Source organism: Bacillus sp. WMMC1349 (assembly GCF_013155385.1).
GTDB lineage: Bacteria > Bacillota > Bacilli > Bacillales > Bacillaceae > Bacillus.
Genome location: NZ_JABJUQ010000007.1, coordinates 2,793,449 through 2,817,500, shown reverse-complemented (window position 1 = coordinate 2,817,500; position 24,052 = coordinate 2,793,449). Strand labels below are relative to the sequence as shown.

The 24,052-nt window shown below is 39.2% G+C and carries 27 protein-coding genes, 21 tRNA genes and 1 pseudogene (1 of these 49 only partly in view); 36 read left to right on the top strand and 13 right to left on the bottom strand.

The window, feature by feature from the left end:
- The 22 genes from HOO54_RS16865 to HOO54_RS16760 all read left to right on the top strand — a co-directional run.
- On the top strand, window positions 1-1,033 hold the 3' portion of the coding sequence (locus HOO54_RS16865; protein WP_253907700.1) for an MFS transporter. It extends 704 nt beyond the left edge of the window; 1,033 of the gene's 1,737 nt are visible here — the last part of the coding sequence; its start codon lies beyond the left edge, outside the window; it ends in the stop codon at window positions 1,031-1,033.
- A 226-nt stretch (window positions 1,034-1,259) separates the two neighbouring features.
- Window positions 1,260-1,335 (top strand) — tRNA-Val (locus tag HOO54_RS16860).
- Between the two features lies 1 nt (window position 1,336).
- A tRNA-Thr gene (locus HOO54_RS16855) sits at window positions 1,337-1,409 on the top strand.
- Between the two features lie 47 nt (window positions 1,410-1,456).
- A tRNA-Lys gene (locus HOO54_RS16850) sits at window positions 1,457-1,532 on the top strand.
- A gap of 6 nt (window positions 1,533-1,538) precedes the next feature.
- A tRNA-Leu gene (locus HOO54_RS16845) sits at window positions 1,539-1,623 on the top strand.
- A 16-nt stretch (window positions 1,624-1,639) separates the two neighbouring features.
- Window positions 1,640-1,714, top strand: a tRNA-Gly gene (locus HOO54_RS16840).
- A 9-nt stretch (window positions 1,715-1,723) separates the two neighbouring features.
- A tRNA-Leu gene (locus tag HOO54_RS16835) sits at window positions 1,724-1,809 on the top strand.
- A 10-nt stretch (window positions 1,810-1,819) separates the two neighbouring features.
- A tRNA-Arg gene (locus HOO54_RS16830) sits at window positions 1,820-1,896 on the top strand.
- A gap of 10 nt (window positions 1,897-1,906) precedes the next feature.
- Window positions 1,907-1,983: transfer RNA gene (locus tag HOO54_RS16825), tRNA-Pro, on the top strand.
- Between the two features lie 6 nt (window positions 1,984-1,989).
- Window positions 1,990-2,062 (top strand) — tRNA-Ala (locus HOO54_RS16820).
- A gap of 13 nt (window positions 2,063-2,075) precedes the next feature.
- Window positions 2,076-2,149, top strand: a tRNA-Met gene (locus tag HOO54_RS16815).
- Between the two features lie 10 nt (window positions 2,150-2,159).
- A tRNA-Ile gene (locus HOO54_RS16810) sits at window positions 2,160-2,236 on the top strand.
- A 7-nt stretch (window positions 2,237-2,243) separates the two neighbouring features.
- A tRNA-Ser gene (locus tag HOO54_RS16805) sits at window positions 2,244-2,336 on the top strand.
- Window positions 2,337-2,355: 19 nt separating this feature from the next.
- Window positions 2,356-2,432 (top strand) — tRNA-Met (locus HOO54_RS16800).
- Between the two features lie 10 nt (window positions 2,433-2,442).
- Window positions 2,443-2,519, top strand: a tRNA-Asp gene (locus tag HOO54_RS16795).
- Between the two features lie 7 nt (window positions 2,520-2,526).
- Window positions 2,527-2,602, top strand: a tRNA-Phe gene (locus tag HOO54_RS16790).
- An 18-nt stretch (window positions 2,603-2,620) separates the two neighbouring features.
- Window positions 2,621-2,696 (top strand) — tRNA-His (locus tag HOO54_RS16785).
- Between the two features lie 11 nt (window positions 2,697-2,707).
- Window positions 2,708-2,781, top strand: a tRNA-Gly gene (locus HOO54_RS16780).
- A 12-nt stretch (window positions 2,782-2,793) separates the two neighbouring features.
- Window positions 2,794-2,870, top strand: a tRNA-Ile gene (locus HOO54_RS16775).
- Between the two features lie 4 nt (window positions 2,871-2,874).
- Window positions 2,875-2,949: transfer RNA gene (locus tag HOO54_RS16770), tRNA-Asn, on the top strand.
- Between the two features lie 2 nt (window positions 2,950-2,951).
- A tRNA-Ser gene (locus tag HOO54_RS16765) sits at window positions 2,952-3,042 on the top strand.
- Between the two features lie 11 nt (window positions 3,043-3,053).
- Window positions 3,054-3,125, top strand: a tRNA-Glu gene (locus HOO54_RS16760).
- Window positions 3,126-3,204: 79 nt separating this feature from the next.
- Here HOO54_RS16760 and HOO54_RS16755 read toward each other — a convergent pair.
- On the bottom strand, window positions 3,205-3,954 hold the full coding sequence (locus HOO54_RS16755; protein WP_172297264.1) for a TraR/DksA C4-type zinc finger protein: 750 nt from the start codon (window positions 3,952-3,954) through the stop codon (window positions 3,205-3,207).
- 100 nt (window positions 3,955-4,054) lie between these two features.
- Window positions 4,055-4,990, bottom strand: coding sequence for a 1,4-dihydroxy-2-naphthoate polyprenyltransferase (locus HOO54_RS16750; protein ID WP_172297262.1), 936 nt, complete (start codon window positions 4,988-4,990; stop codon window positions 4,055-4,057).
- Between the two features lie 227 nt (window positions 4,991-5,217).
- Between HOO54_RS16750 and HOO54_RS16745 the strand changes: the two genes are divergently transcribed.
- The 6 genes from HOO54_RS16745 (at window position 5,218) to menC (ending at window position 12,619) form a co-directional block, all read left to right on the top strand.
- Entirely contained in the window at window positions 5,218-6,633 is a 1,416-nt protein-coding gene (locus HOO54_RS16745) for an isochorismate synthase (protein WP_172297260.1), read from the top strand.
- A complete protein-coding gene (gene menD / locus HOO54_RS16740; RefSeq protein WP_172297258.1) occupies window positions 6,630-8,369 on the top strand; it encodes a 2-succinyl-5-enolpyruvyl-6-hydroxy-3-cyclohexene-1-carboxylic-acid synthase in 1,740 nt (579 codons plus the stop codon). The genes HOO54_RS16745 and menD overlap by 4 nt, the downstream gene beginning before the upstream one ends.
- Window positions 8,357-9,178 carry a 2-succinyl-6-hydroxy-2,4-cyclohexadiene-1-carboxylate synthase gene (menH, locus tag HOO54_RS16735; protein ID WP_172297256.1) on the top strand — a complete coding sequence of 274 codons (822 nt, stop codon included), beginning with the start codon at window positions 8,357-8,359 and terminating at the stop codon, window positions 9,176-9,178. Before menD ends, menH begins: the two co-directional genes overlap by 13 nt.
- A 12-nt stretch (window positions 9,179-9,190) precedes the next feature.
- Window positions 9,191-10,009: a 1,4-dihydroxy-2-naphthoyl-CoA synthase gene (gene menB, locus HOO54_RS16730; protein ID WP_172297254.1), complete on the top strand. Its 819-nt coding sequence runs from the start codon at window positions 9,191-9,193 to the stop codon at window positions 10,007-10,009.
- A gap of 66 nt (window positions 10,010-10,075) precedes the next feature.
- On the top strand, window positions 10,076-11,497 hold the full coding sequence (locus tag HOO54_RS16725; protein ID WP_172297252.1) for an o-succinylbenzoate--CoA ligase: 1,422 nt from the start codon (window positions 10,076-10,078) through the stop codon (window positions 11,495-11,497).
- Between the two features lie 12 nt (window positions 11,498-11,509).
- Complete coding sequence (menC, locus tag HOO54_RS16720; protein ID WP_172297250.1) at window positions 11,510-12,619, top strand: o-succinylbenzoate synthase; 1,110 nt, start codon at window positions 11,510-11,512, stop codon at window positions 12,617-12,619.
- A 160-nt stretch (window positions 12,620-12,779) separates the two neighbouring features.
- Here menC and HOO54_RS16715 read toward each other — a convergent pair whose 3' ends face one another.
- Together HOO54_RS16715 and HOO54_RS16710 are read right to left on the bottom strand one after the other, a co-directional pair.
- Window positions 12,780-12,971, bottom strand: coding sequence for a hypothetical protein (locus tag HOO54_RS16715; RefSeq protein ID WP_172297248.1), 192 nt, complete (start codon window positions 12,969-12,971; stop codon window positions 12,780-12,782).
- A gap of 28 nt (window positions 12,972-12,999) precedes the next feature.
- Window positions 13,000-13,170, bottom strand: coding sequence for a DUF1540 domain-containing protein (locus tag HOO54_RS16710; RefSeq protein WP_172297246.1), 171 nt, complete (start codon window positions 13,168-13,170; stop codon window positions 13,000-13,002).
- A gap of 136 nt (window positions 13,171-13,306) precedes the next feature.
- On the opposite strand from HOO54_RS16710, the gene HOO54_RS16705 reads away from it, so the two are divergent.
- Window positions 13,307-13,552, top strand: a complete 246-nt coding sequence (locus HOO54_RS16705) for a type B 50S ribosomal protein L31 (RefSeq protein ID WP_172297244.1) — start codon at window positions 13,307-13,309, stop codon at window positions 13,550-13,552.
- Window positions 13,553-13,711: 159 nt separating this feature from the next.
- On the opposite strand, the gene HOO54_RS16700 is transcribed toward HOO54_RS16705, so the two are convergent.
- Window positions 13,712-14,686, bottom strand: a complete 975-nt coding sequence (locus HOO54_RS16700) for a metal ABC transporter solute-binding protein, Zn/Mn family (RefSeq protein ID WP_172297242.1) — start codon at window positions 14,684-14,686, stop codon at window positions 13,712-13,714.
- 176 nt (window positions 14,687-14,862) lie between these two features.
- Here HOO54_RS16700 and HOO54_RS16695 point away from each other — a divergent pair, with 176 nt between their 5' ends.
- The gene (locus tag HOO54_RS16695) at window positions 14,863-15,420 is read left to right on the top strand and encodes a beta-class carbonic anhydrase (RefSeq protein ID WP_172297240.1); all 558 of its coding nucleotides are present in this window, start codon (window positions 14,863-14,865) and stop codon (window positions 15,418-15,420) included.
- Here the strand turns inward: HOO54_RS16695 and yidD are convergent.
- Complete coding sequence (yidD, locus tag HOO54_RS16690; protein WP_172297238.1) at window positions 15,417-15,644, bottom strand: membrane protein insertion efficiency factor YidD; 228 nt, start codon at window positions 15,642-15,644, stop codon at window positions 15,417-15,419. The genes HOO54_RS16695 and yidD overlap by 4 nt on opposite strands.
- Window positions 15,645-15,957: 313 nt before the next feature.
- Between yidD and HOO54_RS16685 the strand changes: the two genes are divergently transcribed.
- Window positions 15,958-16,431, top strand: coding sequence for an S-ribosylhomocysteine lyase (locus HOO54_RS16685; RefSeq protein WP_172297236.1), 474 nt, complete (start codon window positions 15,958-15,960; stop codon window positions 16,429-16,431).
- 127 nt (window positions 16,432-16,558) lie between these two features.
- Window positions 16,559-17,005 (top strand): FixH family protein, encoded by a 447-nt coding sequence (locus HOO54_RS16680; protein WP_172297234.1) that lies wholly within the window; start codon window positions 16,559-16,561, stop codon window positions 17,003-17,005.
- Here the strand turns inward: HOO54_RS16680 and ytzI are convergent.
- Window positions 16,999-17,148, bottom strand: coding sequence for a YtzI protein (gene ytzI / locus HOO54_RS16675; RefSeq protein WP_172297232.1), 150 nt, complete (start codon window positions 17,146-17,148; stop codon window positions 16,999-17,001). The two genes, HOO54_RS16680 and ytzI, sit on opposite strands and share 7 nt — an antisense overlap.
- 110 nt (window positions 17,149-17,258) lie before the next feature.
- Here ytzI and HOO54_RS16670 point away from each other — a divergent pair, with 110 nt between their 5' ends.
- A complete protein-coding gene (locus HOO54_RS16670) occupies window positions 17,259-17,696 on the top strand; it encodes a Dps family protein (protein ID WP_172297230.1) in 438 nt (145 codons plus the stop codon).
- Between the two features lie 213 nt (window positions 17,697-17,909).
- Here the strand turns inward: HOO54_RS16670 and HOO54_RS24425 are convergent.
- Window positions 17,910-18,131 (bottom strand): annotated as a pseudogene (locus HOO54_RS24425) (hypothetical protein); the annotation flags it as partial.
- A gap of 195 nt (window positions 18,132-18,326) precedes the next feature.
- On the opposite strand from HOO54_RS24425, the gene HOO54_RS16665 reads away from it, so the two are divergent.
- Window positions 18,327-18,650, top strand: coding sequence for a hydrolase (locus tag HOO54_RS16665; RefSeq protein WP_172297228.1), 324 nt, complete (start codon window positions 18,327-18,329; stop codon window positions 18,648-18,650).
- A gap of 283 nt (window positions 18,651-18,933) precedes the next feature.
- Here the strand turns inward: HOO54_RS16665 and HOO54_RS16660 are convergent, their stop codons facing one another.
- Both HOO54_RS16660 and HOO54_RS16655 read right to left on the bottom strand, forming a co-directional pair.
- Window positions 18,934-19,773: an AIM24 family protein gene (locus HOO54_RS16660; protein WP_172297226.1), complete on the bottom strand. Its 840-nt coding sequence runs from the start codon at window positions 19,771-19,773 to the stop codon at window positions 18,934-18,936.
- A 27-nt stretch (window positions 19,774-19,800) separates the two neighbouring features.
- Entirely contained in the window at window positions 19,801-20,403 is a 603-nt protein-coding gene (locus tag HOO54_RS16655; RefSeq protein ID WP_172297224.1) for a TerD family protein, read from the bottom strand.
- Between HOO54_RS16655 and HOO54_RS16650 the strand changes: the two genes are divergently transcribed.
- The gene (locus HOO54_RS16650) at window positions 20,379-20,735 is read left to right on the top strand and encodes a hypothetical protein (protein ID WP_172297222.1); all 357 of its coding nucleotides are present in this window, start codon (window positions 20,379-20,381) and stop codon (window positions 20,733-20,735) included. The genes HOO54_RS16655 and HOO54_RS16650 overlap by 25 nt on opposite strands.
- Window positions 20,736-21,010: 275 nt before the next feature.
- Window positions 21,011-21,487 (top strand): RNA deprotection pyrophosphohydrolase, encoded by a 477-nt coding sequence (gene ytkD, locus HOO54_RS16645; protein WP_172297220.1) that lies wholly within the window; start codon window positions 21,011-21,013, stop codon window positions 21,485-21,487.
- A gap of 30 nt (window positions 21,488-21,517) precedes the next feature.
- On the opposite strand, the gene HOO54_RS16640 is transcribed toward ytkD, so the two are convergent.
- From HOO54_RS16640 to HOO54_RS16630, 3 genes are read right to left on the bottom strand one after another with little or no spacing between them, the layout of a single operon-like run.
- Window positions 21,518-22,330: an ABC transporter permease gene (locus HOO54_RS16640; RefSeq protein ID WP_172297218.1), complete on the bottom strand. Its 813-nt coding sequence runs from the start codon at window positions 22,328-22,330 to the stop codon at window positions 21,518-21,520.
- Window positions 22,308-23,078, bottom strand: coding sequence for an ABC transporter ATP-binding protein (locus HOO54_RS16635; protein WP_172297216.1), 771 nt, complete (start codon window positions 23,076-23,078; stop codon window positions 22,308-22,310). Before HOO54_RS16635 ends, HOO54_RS16640 begins: the two co-directional genes overlap by 23 nt.
- 12 nt (window positions 23,079-23,090) lie before the next feature.
- Window positions 23,091-24,044, bottom strand: coding sequence for an ABC transporter substrate-binding protein (locus tag HOO54_RS16630; protein ID WP_172299649.1), 954 nt, complete (start codon window positions 24,042-24,044; stop codon window positions 23,091-23,093).
- Between the last annotated feature and the right edge of the window lie 8 nt (window positions 24,045-24,052).

The window sequence follows — 24,052 nt, the reverse complement described above, 5'->3', positions numbered from 1 at the left end:
ATGTTATTCGTTAGGTATAATCTTTTTAATACTATTTTTAGTAACAGAGAAATATTGTAAAAATCCAATGGTTCATTTAGATTTATTCAAAGATAGACAGTTTAATGGAGCTGCTATGACAGTCATTTTAAGTAACTTGTTTTTAATTGGAGTTACAGTGATATTACCTACATATCTGACAAAAATTCAAAACGAATCTGATCTGACAGCAGCTCTTTTAGTTACCCCTGTATCGGCCATGATTTTTATATTTTCACCAATAGCTTCTATAGTTGCCGAAAAAATAGGCAATTTCATTGCAGTATTAACTGGATTTGTCTTCATGTTTATCGCCTATTTTATGTTATATCAATTAAATATGAATTCCAGTTATACAGCATTAATCATGAGCTGTTTGACACTGGGAATAGGTTATGGAATTATTGTCGGGCCCATTACAGTGATGGCTGCATCTTCTTTTAAAGGAGAATTGTTGACTGCATCCCAAAGTGTAATAGCTGCACTTCGGCAAGTTGGGATTGTTTTGGCCGTTGCGATTTTTGTGAGCAACTTGAGTGTCAATGTTAACTATACTAAAGAAAAAATTCTTCATCATGCGGAACTAATGGTGAATAGCCTTTCTCTAACAGAAAAACAAAAAACTAAAGTGCTAGAAAACACAAAAATGAAAAGAAATAAAGAAAATATTGGTGTTGAGGGAAAAAATGTAAAACAAGTTGTTTCTTTAAAAGAGAGGGAACATTTAATAAATAATAGTTTAGCAAATGAACTTAACAAAATTCCTAAGATGAAAAGAAAGATTATCAAGGATTCAATCAAACGAACAGTGACAGAAAAGATTGATAAAAATTTGAAAAAAATAAACAAGACATTGAGTGATTATCAAAGTGAAATATCTCAATTTAGTCACCAAGAATTGACAGAAGCTTTTTTAAAGTTGTATAAAATGTCACTACCCTTTATTTTATTAAGTTGCTTCGTGTCTATTTTCTTTTTGAAAAAACGGCCAAAGGGGTTTGTGAAAGTGAGGTGACTACTCATTCACTTCATCCACAACAATCTTAGAGAATTTACTGGACAACGTGGTATATAATAAAATATCATCAATGTAACAGTAGCAATTTTTTTGCTACTGTACTTTTTAAGATAGTATTCAGGCTGAAGAACAATTGTCCATTTAAAAATATTTTTTTAAAAAAACTCTTTACAATGTGACCTATTATTGTATATAATAGTCTTTGTCAGATCGAGAGTTATGCGGAGGATTAGCTCAGCTGGGAGAGCATCTGCCTTACAAGCAGAGGGTCGGCGGTTCGAGCCCGTCATCCTCCACCATGCCGGTGTAGCTCAATTGGTAGAGCAACTGACTTGTAATCAGTAGGTTGGGGGTTCAAGTCCTCTTGCCGGCATTATTATTTTATGATATAATATAAAAGTTGCCATTCGTTTAATATTGGAGCCATTAGCTCAGTTGGTAGAGCATCTGACTTTTAATCAGAGGGTCGAAGGTTCGAGTCCTTCATGGCTCACCATTTTATGCGGATGTGGCGGAATTGGCAGACGCGCTAGAATCAGGCTCTAGTGTCTTTTAAAGACGTGGGGGTTCAAGTCCCTTCATCCGCATCGCCAGTCATATTTTGCGGAAGTAGTTCAGTGGTAGAACACCACCTTGCCAAGGTGGGGGTCGCGGGTTCGAATCCCGTCTTCCGCTCCAACCATCCACGCCGGGGTGGTGGAATTGGCAGACACACAGGACTTAAAATCCTGCGGTAGGTGACTACCGTGCCGGTTCAAGTCCGGCCCTCGGCATTTGATATATGCGCCCGTAGCTCAATTGGATAGAGCGTTTGACTACGGATCAAAAGGTTAGGGGTTCGACTCCTCTCGGGCGCGCCACTTTGTATTGCGGGAAGTAGCTCAGCTTGGTAGAGCACATGGTTTGGGACCATGGGGTCGCAGGTTCGAATCCTGTCTTCCCGACCATTATTCGGGGCCTTAGCTCAGCTGGGAGAGCGCCTGCTTTGCACGCAGGAGGTCAGCGGTTCGATCCCGCTAGGCTCCACTTAAAAAAATATGGCGGTGTAGCTCAGCTGGCTAGAGCGTACGGTTCATACCCGTGAGGTCGGGGGTTCGATCCCCTCCGCCGCTACTTATCGAAAGGACCTTTAGCTCAGTTGGTTAGAGCAGACGGCTCATAACCGTCCGGTCGTAGGTTCGAGTCCTACAAGGTCCACCAATATTACGGAGGAATACCCAAGTCTGGCTGAAGGGATCGGTCTTGAAAACCGACAGGGGTGTCAAAGCCCGCGGGGGTTCGAATCCCTCTTCCTCCGCCATTATATCAATTCCCATTATCGCGGGGTGGAGCAGTTCGGTAGCTCGTCGGGCTCATAACCCGAAGGTCGCAGGTTCAAATCCTGCCCCCGCAACCAATATTTTTATGGTCCGGTAGTTCAGTTGGTTAGAATGCCTGCCTGTCACGCAGGAGGTCGCGGGTTCGAGTCCCGTCCGGACCGCCATAAATAAGGCTCGGTAGCTCAGTTGGTAGAGCAACGGACTGAAAATCCGTGTGTCGGCGGTTCGATTCCGTCCCGAGCCACCATTTAAAATTTAATATATGGCGGTTGTGGCGAAGTGGTTAACGCACCAGATTGTGGCTCTGGCACTCGTGGGTTCGATTCCCATCAATCGCCCCAATAATTTAGTTGCGGGTGTAGTTTAGTGGTAAAACCTCAGCCTTCCAAGCTGATGTCGTGGGTTCGATTCCCATCACCCGCTCCATTTGCGTATCATGGGCCTGTAGCTCAGCTGGTTAGAGCGCACGCCTGATAAGCGTGAGGTCGATGGTTCGAGTCCATTCAGGCCCACCATGATTCCACAGTAGCTCAGTGGTAGAGCTATCGGCTGTTAACCGATCGGTCGCAGGTTCGAATCCTGCCTGTGGAGCCAATGGAGAAGTACTCAAGTGGCTGAAGAGGCGCCCCTGCTAAGGGTGTAGGTCGCGTAAGCGGCGCGAGGGTTCAAATCCCTCCTTCTCCGCCATTTTTTGAATAGGCCCGTTGGTCAAGCGGTTAAGACACCGCCCTTTCACGGCGGTAACACGGGTTCGAATCCCGTACGGGTCATCATTTGAATCCCTACACATAATAGATGTAGGGATTTTTTATTTATGTGATAAAAAGAAGCTAAGCCCTTTGCCAGGGCTTAGTCATCTTCTGTATAAGGCTCTTTTTCTGCAGGCGGCAAGTCCCCAAATGAAGTCATAATTCCTTCCTCATCCAGCAATTCTTCGTATTTCTCATGGTCTTTTGTCGGGTAGACAGTGACTTCTTTACCCGTTATATCTGTTGCAACGAAATTTTCGTAGTCTTCTACATTTCCTACTGGTTCACCATATTCGATATGCATCTGACCATATGATAGTGGCGGAACTGCCAGATCCTGAGGGGTAATTGAGCTACCGTAACGCTCGACTTCTTGATAAGCATCTTCTGAATCATAAGCAACATTTTCTTCATCATCTCGTTCAAAGTGACCGAAAGGGGGATTTAAAACTTCTTCTTCAATTGGACGATCCTTTGATACGGATACATTTGAAGAGTGTTCACGACAAGTTGTGGCTGTCGGCAGTACTGTCAGACGATCATAAGGGATGTCTTTCCCACACACCTCACAACGGCCGTATGTGCCTTTTTCGATCAAAGAAAGAGCATGCTCTATATCGTGTAAATGTTCTTTTTCATGTTCCCAAAGCGCGAGATCTTTTTCTCGTTCATAAAGTTCTGTACCTTCATCACCAGGGTGATTGTCATACGCAGACAAATCTCCTGTGGAATTAAATGGAAAAGTAAAGTCTTTTTGAAAATGTCCATTGTTTTTAAAACGGAAAAGAATTTGCTCTTTTCCAGCTTTAAGTTCTTTTTCAAGCTTTTTTAACTGTTCTGTTGTTAGCACATGTATCGCCCCTCATTTCTAAAAAGTGCTGCACCTTTAGTATGAACGATTTTAAACAGAACTTTCACTGTAAAAAAAAAGAACCTTAGGCGGTTCTTTTTTAGAGAATATATTGTATAACTAAGGCAAGTGCCAGCAAAAAACCAAAAAATGTGTTTGTTTGTGCCGTTGATTTCATAGCGATCATCAGATCAGCCGGTTTTTCTTTACGTTTGAATTCTTTTATAGCTTTAATGGGTTTTGGAAGACTTAAAAGCACAAGACAACTCCAAACAGAAATGATTGCGAACATGATATACAAACCAATTAGTAAATAAGAAACAATAAAGAAGACTGTTAAAATTTGTACCGCATTTTTTCTCCCTGCTAAGATTGGAAGTGTCTTCCTGCCGTTTTCTTTGTCACCGACTAGATCACGGATATTATTGGAAAGGTTAATGCCTCCAACTAAAATTGTAATTGGAAGTGAGATCAAAAAGACATTCCAGGTTATTTCCCCTGTTTGAATAAAGTATGAAATGAGGATAATGACCATTCCCATAAAGATACCAGACATGATTTCACCGAATGGTGTATATGAGATTGGGAGCGGACCTCCGGTATAAAAATAACCAACCGCCATACAAATTAAGCCGATAAGTGCCAGCCACCAACTTGAAGACATACAAATATATACTCCTAGCAGCACAGATAACCCGAATAACCCATAGGCCAGATATAAGACCGTTTTGGGCTTCATTCCGTAACGGACAATAGCACCTCCGATACCAACGGAGTTTTCATTATCAAGGCCCCGGACATAATCAAAATATTCATTAAATAAATTTGTACCTATCTGAATCAAGACTGAGGCTAAGAGCATGGCTATAAACAACCATATATGAATTCGCTCCGTTTCAAGAGCCATAACCGTACCGATTGTAACAGGGACAAATGCGGCCGTCAGTGTATGCGGTCTTGTTAACATCCACCATACTCGCCAGTTATTCGTCTGTTTTATTCCAGAAACACTTTCTGAAAGTGATTGATGTTGCATAAGTTTGACTCCTTTAAGTTTTAATACGTACACATCCTCTCTAAGTTTAGAAAAAGTTAAAAAAGGTGTCAATATAATGGGTGATATTGTTAGAAAAAAAGCTGTCCAATCTTCATTTTCATTTAGTAGCTGATATGTATATAATGAAAAAGAAAAAAGTGTTGTTTTATTGACACATATCGTTCTCAGGTGTATTGTAATAAAAGCATTTTACGGACTTTGGAGGAATGATCAAGGTGGCAACATTGGGACTGACCTTACAAAACGAAACATCTAACGTATTAGATAAACTAAAAAAAGTCGACCATGCTGTTTTAATAAGCTATTCTAGCAAAATAGAGACAATCGATCCGCTTGCTTTTTTTAATAGTGGAGTGGACAAACGGTTTTTTTGGTCTGATCCAGATCAGGAACTGACACTTGTCGGTCTTGGACAGGAATTAACTGTTATCACACACCAAAAGGATCGAGGACGTTATCAGGACATTCATGAAAAATGGGACCATATAAAAGATAGATCATTTCATTTCCATGAGGATGGCAACATCACTCAATTAGCAGTAGGTCCTTTACTATTTGGCGGTTTTTCTTTTGACCCGTTGAAAAAAAAAGAAAAACATTGGCATGACTATCAAGAAGGTGCTTTTTTTATTCCTTCTAAAATGTTGACTAAAACGACAGATGCTACGTTTATCACAATGAATAAATGGATGCGTCCTAATGAAAATGTCCACCATGTTCTCGATCAATTAATCAGTGCCGTAAAAAAATTGACAACGTTCCCTATTCATGACGAACGAGCAGAACATCAACAATATGACAAAAAAGCTGAGCTTCATGTAGATGAATGGCTTGAAGCTATTCGTCATGCTACAACAGACATTCAAAAAGGAAAGTATGATAAAGTCGTACTCGCTAGAGAAATTCTTTTGACTTTTCGGGAACCTATTCAGCTGTATCGCGTGATCAGACACTTATTATGTGAGCAAACGTCAAGCTATATATTTGCCCTTGAGGAGAAAGGCAAATGTTTTGTTGGAGCATCACCTGAACGGCTGATTAAAAAGTTTGATGACAAGGTTTTATCCACTTGTCTTGCAGGCTCGATTCAAAGGGGGCAAACTGGACGGGAAGATCAAATGCTCGGTCTTGAGTTATTACACGATAAAAAGAATGTAATGGAACATGAGTTTGTTGTAGACATGATTCATCGAGTATTTTCAAGATATTGCGATTATGTTGAAAAACCAGCGGCACCTGAGTTATACAAGACAAAAAGTGTACAACACCTCTATACCCCAATCATTGGTCAAATGAGCAAAAAATATTCTTTATTTGATCTCATCGAGAAACTGCACCCAACACCTGCTCTTGGAGGCGATCCTCAGAAAACAGCGCTTGAGGTCATTAGGAGTATTGAACCGATGTCAAGAGGATGGTATGCAGGTCCGATAGGTTGGCTCGATTCGAAAGATAATGGAGAATTTGCAGTTGCGATACGATCGGGCTTGATTGATTCTCATCAGGCTAGGCTGTTTGCCGGCTGTGGAATTGTCAGAGATTCCGACCCGTTACAGGAGTATGAGGAAACCCAAATTAAACTAAAGCCAATGTTGTCCGCTCTTGGAGGCGATCCTAGTTGACAGAAAATCCGATTACTAAATATATAGGGAATTTTATCGATGAATTAACACTAGCTGGGGTTAAAGAAGCAGTAATATGTCCGGGATCAAGATCAACGCCTCTTGCACTTCTGGCAGCGGCACATCCTGATTTAAACGTTCACGTTCACGTTGATGAAAGATCAGCAGGTTTTTTTGCATTGGGTATGGCAAAAGCGGAGCGAAAACCTGTTGCTTTAATCTGTACATCGGGAACCGCAGCAGCTAATTTTTACCCGGCCGTGATTGAGGCTCATTATTCAAGAATACCGCTTATCATCTTAACGGCTGATCGGCCGCATGAACTTCGGGGAGTGGGAGCACCTCAGGCGATTGATCAGCAGTTCTTATTCAGAAACTTTGTTAACTATTTCACAGACTTAGCATTGCCTGATGCACATCCAGAAATGCTGACCTATATCCGTGCTGTAGCAGACCGTGCTGTTGGAGAATCATTAAAAGAACCCCATGGACCTGTTCATATTAATGTTCCATTAAGGGAGCCGCTGATGCCAAATCTTGATGATCAGCCGTTTGAAAGAATGAGAAATGGACCTCATATATCGGTGACTGGCAGTTATGCCACAATTCACGCAAAAGATCTTAACACTTTAAGCACACTAATTGAAGAAACAGAAAAAGGTGTTATTGTTTGCGGTGAACTTCAGAATGATGCAGCTAAGTACGACATCATCTCACTTTCAAAAGCTTTGGGGTATCCTATTTTAGCTGATCCACTTTCAAATTTACGAAATGGGACTCATTCTCAAGAGACAATCATTGATGCGTATGATTCTTTATTAAAAGATGAAGACATGACAAGCTTTTTGATGCCAAAGCTTGTCATCCGTTTTGGTGCGATGCCTGTTTCAAAGCCGTTGTATCAACTTTTAAAGCACCATTCACACATCGTCCAGATGATTGTAGACCCTAGTGGAGGTTGGCGGGATCCGACTCAACAGAGCTCATATATGTTACATTGTACAGAGAGGGAATTCGCTGAAGTTATTGTCAGTTCAGTTTCGCAAAACAGATCAGGTGACTGGCTGGAAAAATGGCAGTCTGTCAACAACCGTTTTCGTCATCATTTGCGAAATCTTGAAGTCGAGGATCTTACATTTGAAGGAAATCTGTATCGCCATTTACAGCATTTTATTCCTGAAAACAGTTCGCTTTTTATTGGTAATAGTATGCCGATTCGCGATGTAGACACTTTTTTTGAGAATCAGAAGCGCTCATTCCGAGTGTTTGCTAATCGAGGTGCAAATGGGATTGACGGTGTAGTCTCGACAGCGCTCGGCATCTATGCAGCAACGAAAGAGCCTGTTACACTTGTGATTGGTGATTTATCTTTTTATCATGATTTAAACGGTTTATTAGTTTGTAAGACGCTCGGTATCCCACTGACAGTCATCCTTGTGAATAATGATGGAGGCGGAATTTTTTCATTTCTTCCGCAAACAACTGAACAAACATATTTTGAGCAATTATTTGGTACACCGACCGGACTTGAATTTAAGCATGCTGCAGAATTGTATGGGGGGCGTTATCAATGTCCAGAGTCTATCGCTCATTTTACTGATGCTTATTTATCTTCCATTCACCGAAACGGACTTGATATTATTGAAGTGAAAACAAAGCGACATGACCGTGTCCAGCATCAGCGTCAATTAATGGAGACCGTTCTTTATGAAATCAGAAAAGAGTGGACATTTTGAAACTGACATTAAAAGACGGTATTAGCTATGAAATAGAAGATAATGGGGGACCAACAGAACAAACAGCGGTTTTTTTACACGGGTTTACAGGCAGTGCGAAAACATGGGATGGAATAGAACGGTATTTCCCAGGAATTCGCTGTGTAAAACTGGATTTACTCGGTCATAGGAGAACCGATTCACCAAGCGAAAAAAAACGCTACAGTACAGAAAAGCAATGTGCTGATTTATTGGACATTTTTGATCGGCTTGAATTGGGAAATGTTCATTTAGTCGGGTATTCGATGGGGGGGAGACTTGCTTTGTCATTTGCGATGAATCATCCTGATCGAATAGCTCGTTTAATTTTGGAAAGCAGTTCTCCGGGGTTGCAAACAGAAGCAGAAAGGCAAGAACGCAGAGCACAGGATCAGAGACTTGGTGAACGAATACTCCGCAAGGGAATGGAGTGGTTTGTTGACTATTGGGAAGGAATTCCTTTGTTTGCTTCCCAGCATAAACTGGAAACTGTCAAAAAAGAAAAAATTCGCAATGAACGTCTCAATCAGCAGCCCCTTGGTCTTGCAAACAGTTTGGTCGCAATGGGAACCGGTGCACAACCTTCTTGGTGGGAGAAGCTTGCTTTTATCGATTACCCAGTTCTCTTAATTGCCGGGAGTCTTGACAATAAATTTGTAGCGATTAATCAAAACATGAAGCAATATATTCCTGGAAGCCGTCTTGTGATCGCCGAGCAAACAGGTCATGCAGTTCATGTGGAAGAGCCTGAATTTTTTGGTAGAATAATAAGTGACTTTATTTTAAAGTAGGAGGTTATATTTATGACGGTAGAGTGGAAAAGTGAACGTCAATATGAAGATATTTTATATGAGACATATCATGGCATTGCAAAAATTACGATTAATCGGCCTGAAGTACATAACGCATTTCGTCCGAAGACAGTTTCAGAACTGATTGATGCATTTGCTTTTGCAAGAGATGACGCAAATATTGGTGTTATCATCCTTGCCGGTGCAGGAGATAAAGCGTTTTGTTCAGGTGGAGATCAAAAAGTACGAGGTCATGGAGGATATGTGGGAGAAGATCAAATCCCGCGTCTAAATGTGCTCGACTTACAGCGTTTAATTCGTGTCATTCCAAAACCTGTTGTTGCCATGGTTTCTGGCTATGCAATTGGTGGTGGACATGTACTGCATATCGTTTGTGACTTGACTATTGCTGCAGACAATGCAATTTTTGGACAAACAGGACCGAAAGTGGGCAGCTTTGATGCCGGTTATGGATCAGGCTATTTAGCCCGAATTGTTGGCCATAAAAAAGCGCGTGAAATCTGGTACTTATGCCGTCAATATAATGCTCAAGAGGCAAAGGAAATGGGTCTTGTCAACACGGTTGTTCCGCTTGAAAAACTTGAAGAAGAAACCATTCAATGGTGTGAAGAAATGTTAGAAAAAAGCCCGACAGCACTTAGATTTTTGAAAGCTGCTTTTAATGCTGATACAGATGGACTTGCAGGTATTCAACAATTTGCCGGAGATGCGACATTGCTATACTACACAACAGATGAAGCGAAAGAGGGGCGCGATGCCTTTAAAGAAAAACGCCGCCCAGACTTTGGACAGTTCCCTCGTTTTCCTTAATATAAAAAACAGCTTGGTATGGACTGAGCTGTTTTCTTTTTAAATCAGTTTTGGAGATGATTGAAGATGCTAATGGAGCAGCCGAATTGGCTTAAACAGCGGGCAGAATTGACACCTGACAGGCTGGCTATTATTCAAGGAAACAAACGGCTTACCTTTTTAAAACTGTTTACAAAGGCAGAAAAAATGGCCGCTCAGCTGAAACGTTTGGCTATAGAAAAAGGCGATACAATTGCTATTCTGATGACAAACCGACTCGAGATGGTGATTTGCATCCACGCTTGTTTTTTCCTTGGTGCTCGTGTCGTTCTTTTAAATACAAGACTGTCAAAGTCGGAAAGGCTTTATCAAATCGAACATTCAGAAGCTAAGCTTATCATTACTGAAGAGCCTTTTGATGAGCAACATAAGAATGCCATGACAGTTGAAGACCTTCAAAAGATACTGCCTGAGCCGTTTTTTCAACCAGTCGAGATTCATTTGGATGATACAGCTACAATCATGTATACATCAGGTACAACCGGACGTCCTAAAGGGGTGCTGCAAACATTTTCTAATCACTACTTTAGTGCAGTTTCTTCTGCTTTAAATCTTGGTCTTATGGAGGATGATCGCTGGCTAGTGACTTTGCCTCTTTTTCATATCAGTGGCTTGTCCGCTTTGTTTAAATCTGTTATTTATGGAATGACAATTGTTTTACATAAAAGATTTGAAGTAATGGATGTCCTTCACTCCATTCAATCTGACCAAGTAACGATGATTTCAGTTGTTCAGACAACACTTGCGCGTCTATCAGCAGAGCTTTCCAACTGTCCTGAGCCGTTAAGATGCTTGTTGTTAGGTGGGGGACCGGCTCCATCTGCCCTACTCGAAGAATGCAGAAAAAAACAATTGCCAATCGTTCAGACTTATGGGATGACAGAAACTTGTTCACAAATTGCAACACTTGCACCACAGTACAGTATGACAAAACTCGGTTCAGCCGGAAAACCGCTGTTTGCTTCAAACATTCGAATTGAACAAAATGGGGTGTCATTGAACACTAGTGAACATGGTGAAATTATTGTAAAAGGACCGACTGTCATGAAAGGGTATTTGAAAAATGAAGCAGCTACTCGCGAATCATTAAAAGATGGCTGGTTTAAAACCGGTGATCTCGGCTACCTTGACAATGACGGATTTTTATATGTATTAGATAGACGTTCAGATTTAATCATCTCAGGTGGTGAAAATATTTATCCCGCTGAGATAGAAGCGGTTCTTCAAACCCATCCTTTTGTTATGGAAGCTGGAGTAAAAGGAGTAGACGATAATATTTGGGGAAAGGTCCCACATGCATTTCTGGTAATCAATGAAGCGGTCGACAGGGAAGAACTGATTCAATACTGTAAAAAAAGGCTTGCCCCCTACAAAGTTCCAAAAGTTTTTCATATTGTCGAAAAGTTACCGCGTAATGCTGCAAACAAATTGATGAGACACAAATTGTAGAAGGAGAAGGATATGATTCAAATCAAAAGATTGACATTGTACCATTTGTGCATGCATTTAAAAAAACCCTTTGAGTCTAGTTTAGAAACGCTGCAGGAACGCAAATTCCTTATTATAGAGGTAGAAGATCAGCACGGTGTAACAGGCTGGGGGGAAGTTTCTGCTTTTTCCTCTCCATGGTACACGGAAGAAACAACTGAGACATGCTATCATATGTTGAAAGATTTTTTTATTCCGATCGTGCTTTCTGAGAGCTTTTCTCATCCTTCTCAAGTCCCAGAGCGATTGCAAAGATTTAAAGGAAACAGAATGGCAAAGGCGGGGATTGAAGCAGCTTTTTGGGATTTGTATGCTAAAAAACATGGTCAATCTTTAACAGAGGTACTAGGAGGAGTGAAATCGAAAATACCGGCTGGCGTTGTCGTCGGACTTGGACCGGTAGAGGATATGCTTCAGGAAATTGATCAATATGTAAAAGAAGGTTATCAAAGAATAAAACTTAAAATTAAGCCTGGACAAGATATTGGTTTATTAAAAGAAATTAGAAAGCATTTTCCTCATGTACCATTAATGGCAGATGCAAACTCCTCATACCAGCTGAAAGATCTTAAACGTATAAAAAAATTGGATCAATTTCATTTAATCATGATTGAACAACCATTGGGAGATGAAGACATTGTTGATCACCGTCACTTACAAAAGTATATCAAAACTTCAATTTGTCTTGATGAAAGCATACGGTCGGTCGATGATGCTAGAAAAGCGATTGAGCTAGGCAGTTGTCAAATCATTAATATTAAACCTTCACGTGTTGGAGGTTTAACGGAAGCACTAAAAATTCATGATCTTTGCAAAAAGCATCATCTGCCTGTTTGGTGTGGCGGAATGTTGGAAACAGGTATTTCTAGGGCGCATAATATTGCGCTTAGCTCACTCCCGCAATTTATGATACCAGGGGACATCTCCGCATCTTCGAGGTACTGGGAAGAGGATATTGTTCAACCGGAAATTCAGATCCAACGTGGGTATATTAAAGTACCAGATAAGCCAGGAATGGGATTTGCAGTCAATCAACATGTATTAAGAAAAAACTCTGTTAAAATAGATGTATTTCAACGTTAAAAAGCATTTTTGTTAAGTGATTTTCTATTTCTTAAGGTTTGTTTGTTTTGTGGTATTCTTCTATATTTAATCTGTATTATATTCCCCTTCTCGTTTGGACCGGCAATAAATGCCGGTTTTTTTACTCTTAAGGGCATCCAACTTATGGACACCCTTGATCCTATTCCTCTAATAGCATGTCTTCGCAAACGGCTTGTCCGATTAGTTGATCAGCTTGTTCATTAAAACCGTCCAGACAGCCGTATTCATAATCCCATAAGTTTGCGAAGGAGCGGGCGGCCTTTTGAAAAGAGATCTCATCAGCTCCCTGGATTTCCTGAAAAAAAGCCTTCATCAAGGACTCATGCTTCATCAGCCTGTTCCTCCTTCAATACTTCTGATTAATGATGCTCTGGTTTAAATGTTTTACAATCCGTTTCCTCACTTGTAGAAGCTTTTTCACCCGCATGGCTCACTACATAAATGGCATCAGCTGTACATTTGTTTCCTTGACCCCAATACGTACAGTTATTAACTTCACAAAGTATTTTTTGTTCCTCTTTATGTTCCATTATGATCCCCCTTCAATTTTTTGTACGGTATTAGCGTATCCGTCCATTGTTTTGTTTATTCTTCTATCTTTTGACATACTGAATTGAAAGGTTTATAATAAAACGTAATAATTACGTTTTGTGAGGAGGATTATCAATGAAACCAAATATTCACCCGAAAACTTATAAAGTTATTTTTCATGATGTAAACAGTGGTTACCGATTTTTGAGCCGTTCAACAAGAACTTCTAATGAAACAGCAGTGTGGGAAGATGGTAAAACATATCCGGTGATTAAAGTTGAAGTAAGCTCTGATACTCATCCATTTTATACAGGTAGACAAAAGTTCAATGAAAGAGGGGGAAGGGTCGAACAGTTTAAGAAAAGATTTAATCTCGATTAAAAGGCCGATATTCGGTCTTTTTTTAAAATAAAAAAACGGAGCTGTCTAAAAAGTCCTTTTTCAACATAAATCAGGAGGCTCGCGGATCGTCCGCGGAAAGCGAGAAAATTCCCCAATTTTTATTCATCCACACGACTTTCATGACAGCCCCGTCAGTTATTATTTATTTGATAATGCTTTTTTAAGGACAGATAAGTTTTCTTTCATGATGCTCGTATAGTCTTTGCCATCTTTAAGATCTTCATCTGAGACGGATTCAAGGTTTTTCATTGTTAGGCTTTCAGCTCCGATTTCTTTTTTAATGATTTCGGAAATTTTGCTGCTAACATTACTTTCAAAGATCACATATTTTATGTTGTGTTCTTTAGCTGTTTTTACGATATTTTCTAAATCTTTCTGAGAAGGCTCCTCAGTTGGTGAAAGACCAAGCACACTCATCTGCTCAATTCCATAACGTTTTTCCCAGTATCCGTATGCAGCATGAGAAACGAGAATCTCTTTTTTATCCGCGTGTGCAACTGTTTTTTTAAATTCTTGATCAAGATTTTTCAATTCAGATTTGAGAGATTCATAGTTTTTTGTGAACGTTTTTTTATGTTCTGGTTGTAATTTTACGAGCTCATTTTTAATATTTTCCGCTAACTTTTGGGCAAGTACAGGGTCAAGCCAGACATGTGGATCGTGATCACCATGGTCATGATCGCCATGCTCATGTTTGTCATGCTCATGTTCCTCATCATGACCATGCTCTTCTCCATGTTCAAGAAGATCAATTCCTTCTCCAGATTTCACTATGTCGACATCACTGTTTTTTAACATATTGACGGCTTTATCAGCGAATCCTTCTACACCGACTCCAGAATAGATAAAGGCATCTGAATCTGATATCTCCGCAATCGTTTTTGAGCTTGGCTCATAAGTATGTGCTTCAACATTAGGTGGATAAACACTTTTAACGTTTACATATTCCCCGCCGATTTTTTTTGTGAAATCCTCAAGTGGATAGATCGTTGTATAAATATCTAACTTTCCAGCTTTTTTATTTTGATCTGCTGATGTTCCCTTACTTGAACACCCTGCTGTTAAACCAATTGCAAGGAGGATTGCAGATGCTATTCCGACTGTTTTTTTCATTTTATTTCTCCTCTCAACATAAAATCGAATTGTTCCGATTTAAATTAATTCCTGTTACATTGTATCGTAATAATTACGATTTGAAAAGAGAAAAATATTTTTATAGTCTAGTTAATGAAAAAAAATAAGTTATATGGTATGCTTAACTGCAAAATTCGTTTTGAAAGGAACAAGTCATGAATCTTTTGGATAATATTTTACAATTTAATCAGCAATTCGTTGAACGTGAGGATTATAAAAAATATCAGACAAGTAAATTTCCTGATAAAAAAATGGTCATCCTCTCCTGCATGGATACAAGGCTTGTTGAATTGATGCCACATGCGATGAATCTGCGAAATGGTGATGTGAAAATTGTCAAAAGCGCAGGAGCACTTGTTTCACATCCTTTTGGAAGTATTATGAGAAGCATTCTTGTTGCTGTTTATGAGTTGAATGCTGATGAAATATGCGTAATCGGGCATCATGATTGTGGTATGAGCAAACTGAAAAGTGAAAGTTTTCTTGACAAAGCAGTAAAACGGGGGATTTCTAAAGAGCGGATTCAAACTCTTGAATATTCTGGAGTTGACTTTAAGCAGTGGTTGAAAAGCTTTGATTCTGTAGAGGATAGTGTCAAAGACAGTGTGCAAGTCATTAAAAACCATCCGCTTTTACCAAATGATGTTCCCGTACACGGACTTGTGATTGATCCGGGGACAGGAAAACTTGATGTTGTCATTAAAGGCTATTAATGCTTATGTTTTTTTTCCGGTACAGGATCAATACCGCCGGGATGAAATGGATGGCATTTTAGGATCCGCTTCATTGTCAGCCAGCCTCCTTTAAGCGCTCCGTGTTTTTGGATTGCTTCAAGTCCGTAATTGGAGCAGGTCGGGTAAAAGCGGCAAGACGGAGGTAAAATAGGAGAAATCCATTTTTGGTATGTTCGGATGATCAGAAGGAACAGAGTTTTCATGATTGTTCAACACCTTTTTTAAATGATTGTGGATAGCTTAGAGGAAGAAACAAATATATGGTAGAGTCAAAGTGAAAAGGAATAAATCCACATGCAAAAGAATACCACAAAATATTTAAATTTAAAATAAATAAAAAATATACATCCTCATGAAGAAACAGGTCGTTTCTCATTTGAAACTGTCCGGATTGTCAAAACGATAAGTTTTCTAAGTGAGTGATAAAATTGTCCATAACCAGCTCATACAATTATCATACATTGAAATCTATATGCTATAATACAAAAAGATGAATTTAGAGGGGAGAGATAACATATGCCATCAGTTGAAAGCTTTGAGCTTGACCATCATGCTGTTAAGGCACCTTATGTCAGACATTGTGGAGTTCACAAAGTCGGAACAGATGGGGTTGTCAATAAGTTTGATATTCGTTTTTGCCAGCCAAATAAACAGGCGATGAAGCCTGATACGATTCATACACTTGAGCATTTGCTCGCTTTTACGATTCGGACGCATGCGGAAAAATACGACCATTTTGATATTATTGATATTTCACCAATGGGATGTCAAACAGGATATTACCTTGTCGTAAGTGGAGAACCGAAAGTTGAGGAGATTGTCGATTTGCTTGAAGATACATTTAAAGAGGCTGTTGAAGTGAACGAAATTCCAGCTGCAAACGAGAAGCAATGTGGTCAAGCAAAACTTCATGACTTAGAAGGCGCAAAGCGAATGATTCGTTTTTGGCTGACACAAAATAAAGAAGATTTATTAAAAGTATTTGGATAAATCTTTAGACCGATCCGACTCTTATAAAAGGAGTCGGTTTTTTATTTGTTCACAAAGAAAATAATGCCATTTCTCTGCTGTTTTGTTAAACTTTACTTGTAATATATCAATGAAAAAGGGTGATAGGATGCGTTGGGGAAAATGGATTGTTCTATTGTTTTTGCTGATTAGTCTGACTGCATGTGGTCAAACAGAAAAGACGGCATCATCTGATCAAAAGCCCAAAATGCTGAATGCAAAGCTTGACGCACCAAAGCATGTGGCGAAAAAAGAGCAGGTTCATATTAAGGCTTCTGTTTTATATGGGGACGAGCCGGTGACAGATGCAGATGAAGTAGAATTTGAATGTTGGAAGTCGGGAAGCAAGGATGAAAGCCAGCTCCAAAAAGCAAAGCATGAAGGAAAAGGGGTTTACAGTATTGAAAAGGCTTTTCCAAAGGATGGCCTTTATAAAGTTCAAGTTCATGTTACAGCCAAAAAACAACACACCATGCCAGTAACTGAAATAAAAGTCGGGAAAGTTGATCAAAAGCCGGAAAAAGAGGATCACAAAGAAGAAGCTCATCATCATTGATGAGACTGTTCTTTCTTCATATGGCGTCTTCTTGGAAGTGGATCAATTTGATGTTTGTAACTGTATGCTTTAGATGTTGTAATTAGTGATATTGTCAAAACAGCACCGAAAATCAATATGGCTAAAACAATCCAAAAGATCATAAAAAGCCTCCATTCTCTATGTTGTTTTACTATAGCTTATCATAAAAGACATGTTTCCCGTACAAACTAAGTGGGTATATCAATAGTAAACCAAGAGGAGGTTGATCTTAATGTCTGAAAAATTAAAAACAACAGTAAATAAGCAAGTTGCAAACTGGACAGTTCTTTATGTGAAGCTACATAATTACCATTGGTATGTAAAGGGAAAAGATTTTTTTACACTGCATGAAAAATTTGAAGAGTTTTATAATGAAGCAGCTGTTTATATTGATGATTTAGCTGAACGTCTGTTGGCGATGCAAGGCTCTCCAGTGGCGACGATGAAGGAATGTCTTGAAGTATCCACAGTAAAAGAAGCAGATGGAAGCGAAACTGCAGAACAGATGGTTCAAAATATTTATCATGACTTTTCTACTGTTGCTGAAGAGCTCAAAACAGGAATTGAGTTGGCTGAAGAGGTAAATGATGAAACAACAGGTGACATGTTTCTTGCCATTCATCAAGTGATCGAGAAGCATAACTGGATGTTAAAAGCTTATTTAGGTTAGCTGCATAGATGAATAAAAATTGGGGGATTTGCTCGCTTTCCGGGAGCCTCCTTGGAGCTCGTTCCTTGCTCCTGCGGGGTCATGCAATTCCCCATGATTCTTCTTGATAAAGGACTTTTTAGATAGCCACATTTTACCTCCAGTCAAGTATTTTGTAAGATTTTTTCAAATTAATGAAAAGATTTTTTTGGCTAGGTCAATTGGGTAAATTGATTACGAATTGGATGGATGCTGTTTCGTAATTATGTGTATTCCGTGTGTAATAAGGTGTAAAACCACTTTCAAAAACTTATTTATACACGCAATGGACGCAACTTTACGAGGTTTTCTCTGAGGTTGCGTTTTTAATTTGTCATCATACTCCACTAGATGATTCTTTGTTTTTTTTCGTAGTGTAATCATAAAGAATAAAATTTTCCGTAATTTGAAGGACCCAATCATATAAGGGTGTGAAGTTGGTCGTTTATGGTGCGGACTCTAAATGGTCCCAGGGGCTGTTCGACCTTTCTTCACTTCATAGTAGTACAAACCATGGCCGTGGTCTTTGCTACTAATGTTAGTATGTTTATTTTTTGTGCCTCGTATAATTTATCCTAACTGGCTATACTAACATGAAAAGGGGGCATGGCATTGAACAAGAAGACATATTATGTTTCTGTACAAGATGGGATGATTTCACAGCATTCCAACGTATCTCCTTGGGAATTTGAAATTGCGGCAACAGATGAAGAAGTTTCTGTTTTGCGAGAGTATTTTGACCAACTGTACTCAGAGGATTGGATTAATTTTTTCCGCGCGCATGTACCGATTGTTGAGTATCATAATGATAGTTCCAATGATAAAATGGATGAACTGCGCAAAAACATTTATTCAATGATTTACCAACTCGGAAATGCACAAACAAAATCCTTTATCAGTGAGAATGGGTTACATGAAATGAATTCGGTAGATTAAAACATGTACAGAGGAAGACGACTATTTTATAGTACTTTTACGAGGGGCTATTTTGAGACGACTATTTTATAGTTTTAATGCAGGGAGTGTTTTAGACTAAGTCATGACACAAAAAAAGGCTATCAGAAAGTCAGCTACACTCACTGACTTTCTGAACAGCCATAGATTAAATTCATTTTGTTAAAAGAAATAGTAGACCGCCCATCATACAAATGATCATAAAGAACCATTCGGAGTTCATAAAAGATTTTTCTTTTTTCATTATCACTTACCGTTTAACCGATTATCGTCTATTTAAAAAATTATTGACCATATCTCCCAGTCCGCCACCACTCTGTTCTTGATGGGAATGGGGTTGTTGAGAATGATAATGATTTTGATGTGTCGGTTGATTCGTAATTCCTTGGCGAGTGTTCTGCCAAGCGCTGTTTTGCGTTTCTGCTTGATAGCGATTGTCATCAAGTCCGACCTTAAGTCCTGCTTGTCTCTCAAACGGTTGAACAACAACGATTTGTCCAGGTTCCTTAAATTCAAACATATAAGATTCTCCAGACGTCTGTCCAATAATTGTTTTCCAGTTTACATCTAATTTTACTTTCGGTGAAGGTCCTGTCCAAGAGACAATCGCATCAGGATCCACCCGACAAGGACCTTCAAGTATTAACGGATTACCGGCTGTTTTAATGGCAACTTGTGCCCCTGGTCCATTATATGTAAGCTTTGAAGTGAACAGTCCTTTTTGCGATAAGACACCGACACCAACAGGTGTAACTCCATAATGACAAGTCTCAGTAAATGCTAATAAATCTTCACTTTCAACACAAACACTTTGCCAAGGACCATTAGGTTCTAAATTGATAACTGTAACATGTTCACTTTGATCAGCTAAATAGCAGACACCTTGACCGGTTACTTCCATCATTTCAAGATTTTCACCAGTGAATTTTCTGCTTATATGGTTGAAAACCTGTTTGACAACATTTCCTTGGTTTGTACCAAGTAATCGCTTGCTGTATTTGAATTGCCCTTGATCAGCAATCATTGCCCCTTTTTTGGCAAAAAAACTGCCGTTTCCTTCTGCTTTTAGTGTTAATTCTTGTACTGTATCTAGATAAAAACCCAAAGAAGATCTCTCCCTTAATATAGAATGTTAAAGTGATAGTCCAAAACGATTGCAAATTCCGCTCAGATCAAGGCTGCTTCCTTCTCCAAGAGCATTAAATTTCCATTCTCCATTGTAGCGATAAAGTTCAGCAAAAATAATCGAGATACTTGTTGAGTAATCGTCTGTCAAATTAAATTTGCAAATTTCTGTGTTGTTTTGCCGGTTTATCACTCTTATGTAGGCATTAGCAACTTGTCCGAAATTTTGGCGTTTGCTATTGGCATCATGAATGGTGACAGTAATTGCAATTCGCTGAATATCAGGAGAAATTTTGCTTAATTGGACAGTGATGCTTTCATCATCACCTTCTCCTTGACCACTAGTGTTGTCCCCAGAATGTTGGACAGCTCCATCTGGACTTAGCGGGTTATTATAAAAAATAAAATGATGCGGTGATTGGACTCTTCCGGTCTGATCCAGTAAAAATAGTTCGGCATCCAAATCATAGCTTACTCCATCAAACCTGAGATCCCAGCCCAATCCGATCTGGATTTGATCCAATGAAGGGTTTCCTTTTGTTAAATCAAATTTTTGCCCTTTGACTAGGGTGATACTGTTGGCAAATGACTGATTTCCTTGTGGTGACATCGCCTGTCCATACTGTTGGCTTTGATTCGGTATTTGCTGATTTTGTGCTGGTTGCTGCCAAGCTTGTTGACTTTGATTCGGTATTTGCTGATTTTGTGCTGGTTGCTGCCAAGCTTGTTGGCTTTGATTCGGTATTTGCTGATTTTGTGCTGGTTGCTGCCAAGCTTGTTGACTTTGATTCGGTATTTGCTGATTTTGTGCTGGCTGCTGCCAAGCTTGTTGACTTTGATTCGGTATTTGTTGATTTTGTGCTGGCTGCTGATTTTGGTTTGTCTGTTGTTGCGGTTGGTTGGGATTTGGATGGCTACCACCTAGCTGAATCCCGCTTTTAGATTTTGATGAAGATTGAATTCCCACCTTGATTCCTCCTTTTCGTTTCGATCATCATATATCATATGAAACTTAAATATTAAAAAACAATTGAACTATATAATTGCATCTATATTACGGGTTTCTATTAACTAAGGTTTCATTTATTTCGACTACATCCGTCATTTTTCTTATAAAAAGTTAATTCATTAGGGTAAATTGATAAAATCACTAGCGAAAAAACGGATATGTGATATGATGAGTGGAAGAAGAAAGGAAACGGATAAGAGGGATTATCATGTATGTATTTAAAGATTTCTACCGCAATACAGTTCAGCTTTCTTTTGAAAAGCATCCTTTTTCATTGACTCCGAAACATGTATGGGTGATTTGCAGATATCAAAATCAGTGGCTTTTAACAAATCATCAAGATAGAGGATTTGAATTTCCAGGTGGTAAAGTGGAGCCTTTAGAAAATCCAGAAGAGGCGGCATCGCGGGAGGTTAAAGAAGAAACAGGGGCTTCGATCAAAAGACTTACATATGTTGGACAATATAAAGTGCTTGGGAGAGAAAAAGTAATTGTAAAGAATATATATTTTGCTGAGATTGCAAAAATTGAAGAGCAAGACACATACTATGAAACGAAAGGCCCTATTTTGCTTAAGCGTCTACCTAAAGATATTGCAAAAAATAGACAGTACAGTTTTATTATGAAAGATTCAGTTCTTAAAATGACCCTTGAGAAACTTAAACAAGATGGTTTAATTGAATGAAAGGTCCGGCATTAAACCGGAGCCTTTTGATCAATTCATTCTTCCTTTCATCCATCTTCTTTCTAAACATTCAATACCCTTATACATCATGGCAGCGAAGATAGCGATGATGAGAAGACTTAACATGACAAGGGTAAATTGAAAGACTTGAAATCCGTAAATGATCATATAGCCTAGCCCCTGAGCTGATACTAAAAATTCTCCTACAATCACACCAACCCAGCTCAATCCAACATTGACTTTCAGTGTAGAAATGATGGCAGGAATTGAAGCTGGGAAGATGACTTCTTTAAATATTTCGCTTTTTTTAGCTCCAAATGTTTTCATGACTTTAATATAGTTCCCGTCAGTTTCTTCAAATGACGTATAGACAACGATAGTGGTAATGATCACACTAATGATAGCACCCATGGCAATAATACTTGTGAGACTAGGACCGATAGCAACGATAAGGATAGGTCCAAGTGCTACTTTTGGCATTGCATTTAAGACGACAAGATAGGGATCTAACACTTTGGATATTATTGGGAACCACCATAAAAAAGCAGCCAAAGATGTTCCAAGTAAAGTTCCGATTAGAAATCCGAGAATCGTTTCAAATACTGTTACCCCAATATGCCCTAGTAGTGAACCGTCCCCGATTTTTTCAAGAAAAAGTGTCCAAACAGCTGAAGGTGAACTAAAAATAAGCGGGTCAATCCAATTTAGCCGGCTCGCGATTTCCCATAGTGTGAAAAATAAAATAAAAATGGCTATTTGATAAAAACGAATTTGTCTTTGTTCATACTGATGCTTTTTTAGAAATTGTTCGTGATGAGAGTCACTCTGTTTGATGTTGTTCAAGGTGATTGAGCTCCTTCCATATATTTTGAAAAAAGGTCTGAAATTCGGGTTGTTGCCTTGCTTTAAAGGGTGTTAGAGATTGTAATGTCTTTGGAACGATAAAGGTTTTATAGATTGTTCCCGGCTGTTTTGAAAACAGGTAAATTCGACTGCTCATCGCAATTGCTTCTTCAATATCGTGAGTGACAAGGATGGCTGTTTTTTGAAAGGTATTTAATGTGTTAAAAACCAAGTCTTCAAGGTTAAGTTTTGTCTGGTAGTCAAGAGCTGAAAAAGGTTCATCAAGTAGCAATATATCTGGATCAACGGCCAGTGTGCGGGCTAATGCGGCTCTTTGTCTCATACCGCCGGACAATTCATGGGGGTATTTGTTTTCAATTTGCTGTAATCCAAGCTTCGCCAATAAATCAAAAGCTGACTGTTTTGTTTTGTTATTCAGTTGTTTAGTAATCCGTAGACCAAGTAGAAGATTTTCCTCGATTGTTTTCCAAGGAAATAAATAATCCTGTTGTAGCATATAACCAATTTGCCGATTTTTTTGGCTATTTTCAATAAGGACACGGCCTGCTGTGGGTGAAATAATGCCAGCTATAATGGATAGTAATGTTGTTTTTCCACATCCGCTAGGACCAATCAAGGAGACAAACTCCCCTTTTTCGACATCGAATTGAATATTGGTGAGCGCTGTTGTTTTTTCTTGCATAGTAAAGTAAGTATGGGTGATATCCTGTACTTTTAAAAAAGACAATCCGGCCACCTCCTAGTGTTTTTTTGTGACCTTTTCGGCAATTTTTGAATTGACCATTTCTTCGTAAGGTGTGTATTTCGGGAGCTCCCCGGCTTCATCTATAATGGTTTGAAGCAGTTTCCATTCTTTTTCATTCAAGATCGGATTTTCCGCAAACGTTTTTTGCTGTTTATACCGATTAATTGATGATTCAATGATGGAAAGGTCTGTATCTTGAAAATGTTGTCGTATACTTGTGGCCGCATCTTTTGCAGAGTGTGACAAGACCCACTGCTGTGCTTTATAAATGGCACGGGTGAACTTTTCTACCTTATCAGTGTTTTTCTCTAGATAGCTTTTTTTAGCCATAAATGTGGTATAAGGAATTTTTCCTGATTCTTTACCGAAAGAGGCAACAATATGACCAATTCCCTCTTTTTCAAAAATAGAAGCTTGTGGTTCGAAGAGCTGAACGAAATCGCCAGTTCCAGAAGCAAAACTATTTGGAATGTTTGCAAAATCAATTGACTGGATCAAGTTGATATCTTTTTGTGGATCAATTCCTTTCTTTTTCAAGACAAACTCACCAGCCATTTGGGGCATTCCTCCTTTACGTTGACCGAGGAAGGTTTTACCTTGCAATGATTTCCAGTTAAAATGATTAATTTTTTCTCTAGACACTAGAAACGTGCCGTCCGTCTGTGTAAGCTGGGCGAAATTGATGACTGGATCACTTGCCCCTTGAGCATTTACATAAATGGATGTTTCTGAACCGATTAACGCGATATCAGTACTGTTTGATAGGAGAGTTGTCATTGTTTTATCTCCACCCCAAGTTGTTTTCAGTTCAACATCCAATCCTTCTTCTTTAAAAAAACCTTCAGATATAGCGACATATAAGGGTGTATAAAAAAGAGAACGGGTCACTTCAGCAAGATGAATCTTTTCAGTTTTTTGTTCGCTACAGGAAGTGAGGATAAACAGCATAAAGGTGA

Coding starts and splice junctions, on each gene's coding strand:
- HOO54_RS16710 (WP_172297246.1), bottom strand. CDS start 13,170: ATGGAACATAAAGAGGAACAAAAAATACTTTGTGAAGTTAATAACTGT.
- menC (WP_172297250.1), top strand. CDS start 11,510: ATGATTCAAATCAAAAGATTGACATTGTACCATTTGTGCATGCATTTA.
- HOO54_RS16695 (WP_172297240.1), top strand. CDS start 14,863: ATGAATCTTTTGGATAATATTTTACAATTTAATCAGCAATTCGTTGAA.
- ytzI (WP_172297232.1), bottom strand. CDS start 17,148: ATGATCTTTTGGATTGTTTTAGCCATATTGATTTTCGGTGCTGTTTTG.
- ytkD (WP_172297220.1), top strand. CDS start 21,011: ATGTATGTATTTAAAGATTTCTACCGCAATACAGTTCAGCTTTCTTTT.
- HOO54_RS16745 (WP_172297260.1), top strand. CDS start 5,218: ATGATCAAGGTGGCAACATTGGGACTGACCTTACAAAACGAAACATCT.
- HOO54_RS16650 (WP_172297222.1), top strand. CDS start 20,379: ATGACTGATTTCCTTGTGGTGACATCGCCTGTCCATACTGTTGGCTTT.
- menB (WP_172297254.1), top strand. CDS start 9,191: ATGACGGTAGAGTGGAAAAGTGAACGTCAATATGAAGATATTTTATAT.
- HOO54_RS16685 (WP_172297236.1), top strand. CDS start 15,958: ATGCCATCAGTTGAAAGCTTTGAGCTTGACCATCATGCTGTTAAGGCA.
- HOO54_RS16680 (WP_172297234.1), top strand. CDS start 16,559: ATGCGTTGGGGAAAATGGATTGTTCTATTGTTTTTGCTGATTAGTCTG.
- HOO54_RS16670 (WP_172297230.1), top strand. CDS start 17,259: ATGTCTGAAAAATTAAAAACAACAGTAAATAAGCAAGTTGCAAACTGG.
- HOO54_RS16750 (WP_172297262.1), bottom strand. CDS start 4,990: ATGCAACATCAATCACTTTCAGAAAGTGTTTCTGGAATAAAACAGACG.
- HOO54_RS16715 (WP_172297248.1), bottom strand. CDS start 12,971: ATGAAGCATGAGTCCTTGATGAAGGCTTTTTTTCAGGAAATCCAGGGA.
- HOO54_RS16700 (WP_172297242.1), bottom strand. CDS start 14,686: ATGAAAAAAACAGTCGGAATAGCATCTGCAATCCTCCTTGCAATTGGT.
- yidD (WP_172297238.1), bottom strand. CDS start 15,644: ATGAAAACTCTGTTCCTTCTGATCATCCGAACATACCAAAAATGGATT.
- HOO54_RS16725 (WP_172297252.1), top strand. CDS start 10,076: ATGCTAATGGAGCAGCCGAATTGGCTTAAACAGCGGGCAGAATTGACA.
- HOO54_RS16655 (WP_172297224.1), bottom strand. CDS start 20,403: ATGTCACCACAAGGAAATCAGTCATTTGCCAACAGTATCACCCTAGTC.
- HOO54_RS16630 (WP_172299649.1), bottom strand. CDS start 24,044: ATGCTGTTTATCCTCACTTCCTGTAGCGAACAAAAAACTGAAAAGATT.
- HOO54_RS16705 (WP_172297244.1), top strand. CDS start 13,307: ATGAAACCAAATATTCACCCGAAAACTTATAAAGTTATTTTTCATGAT.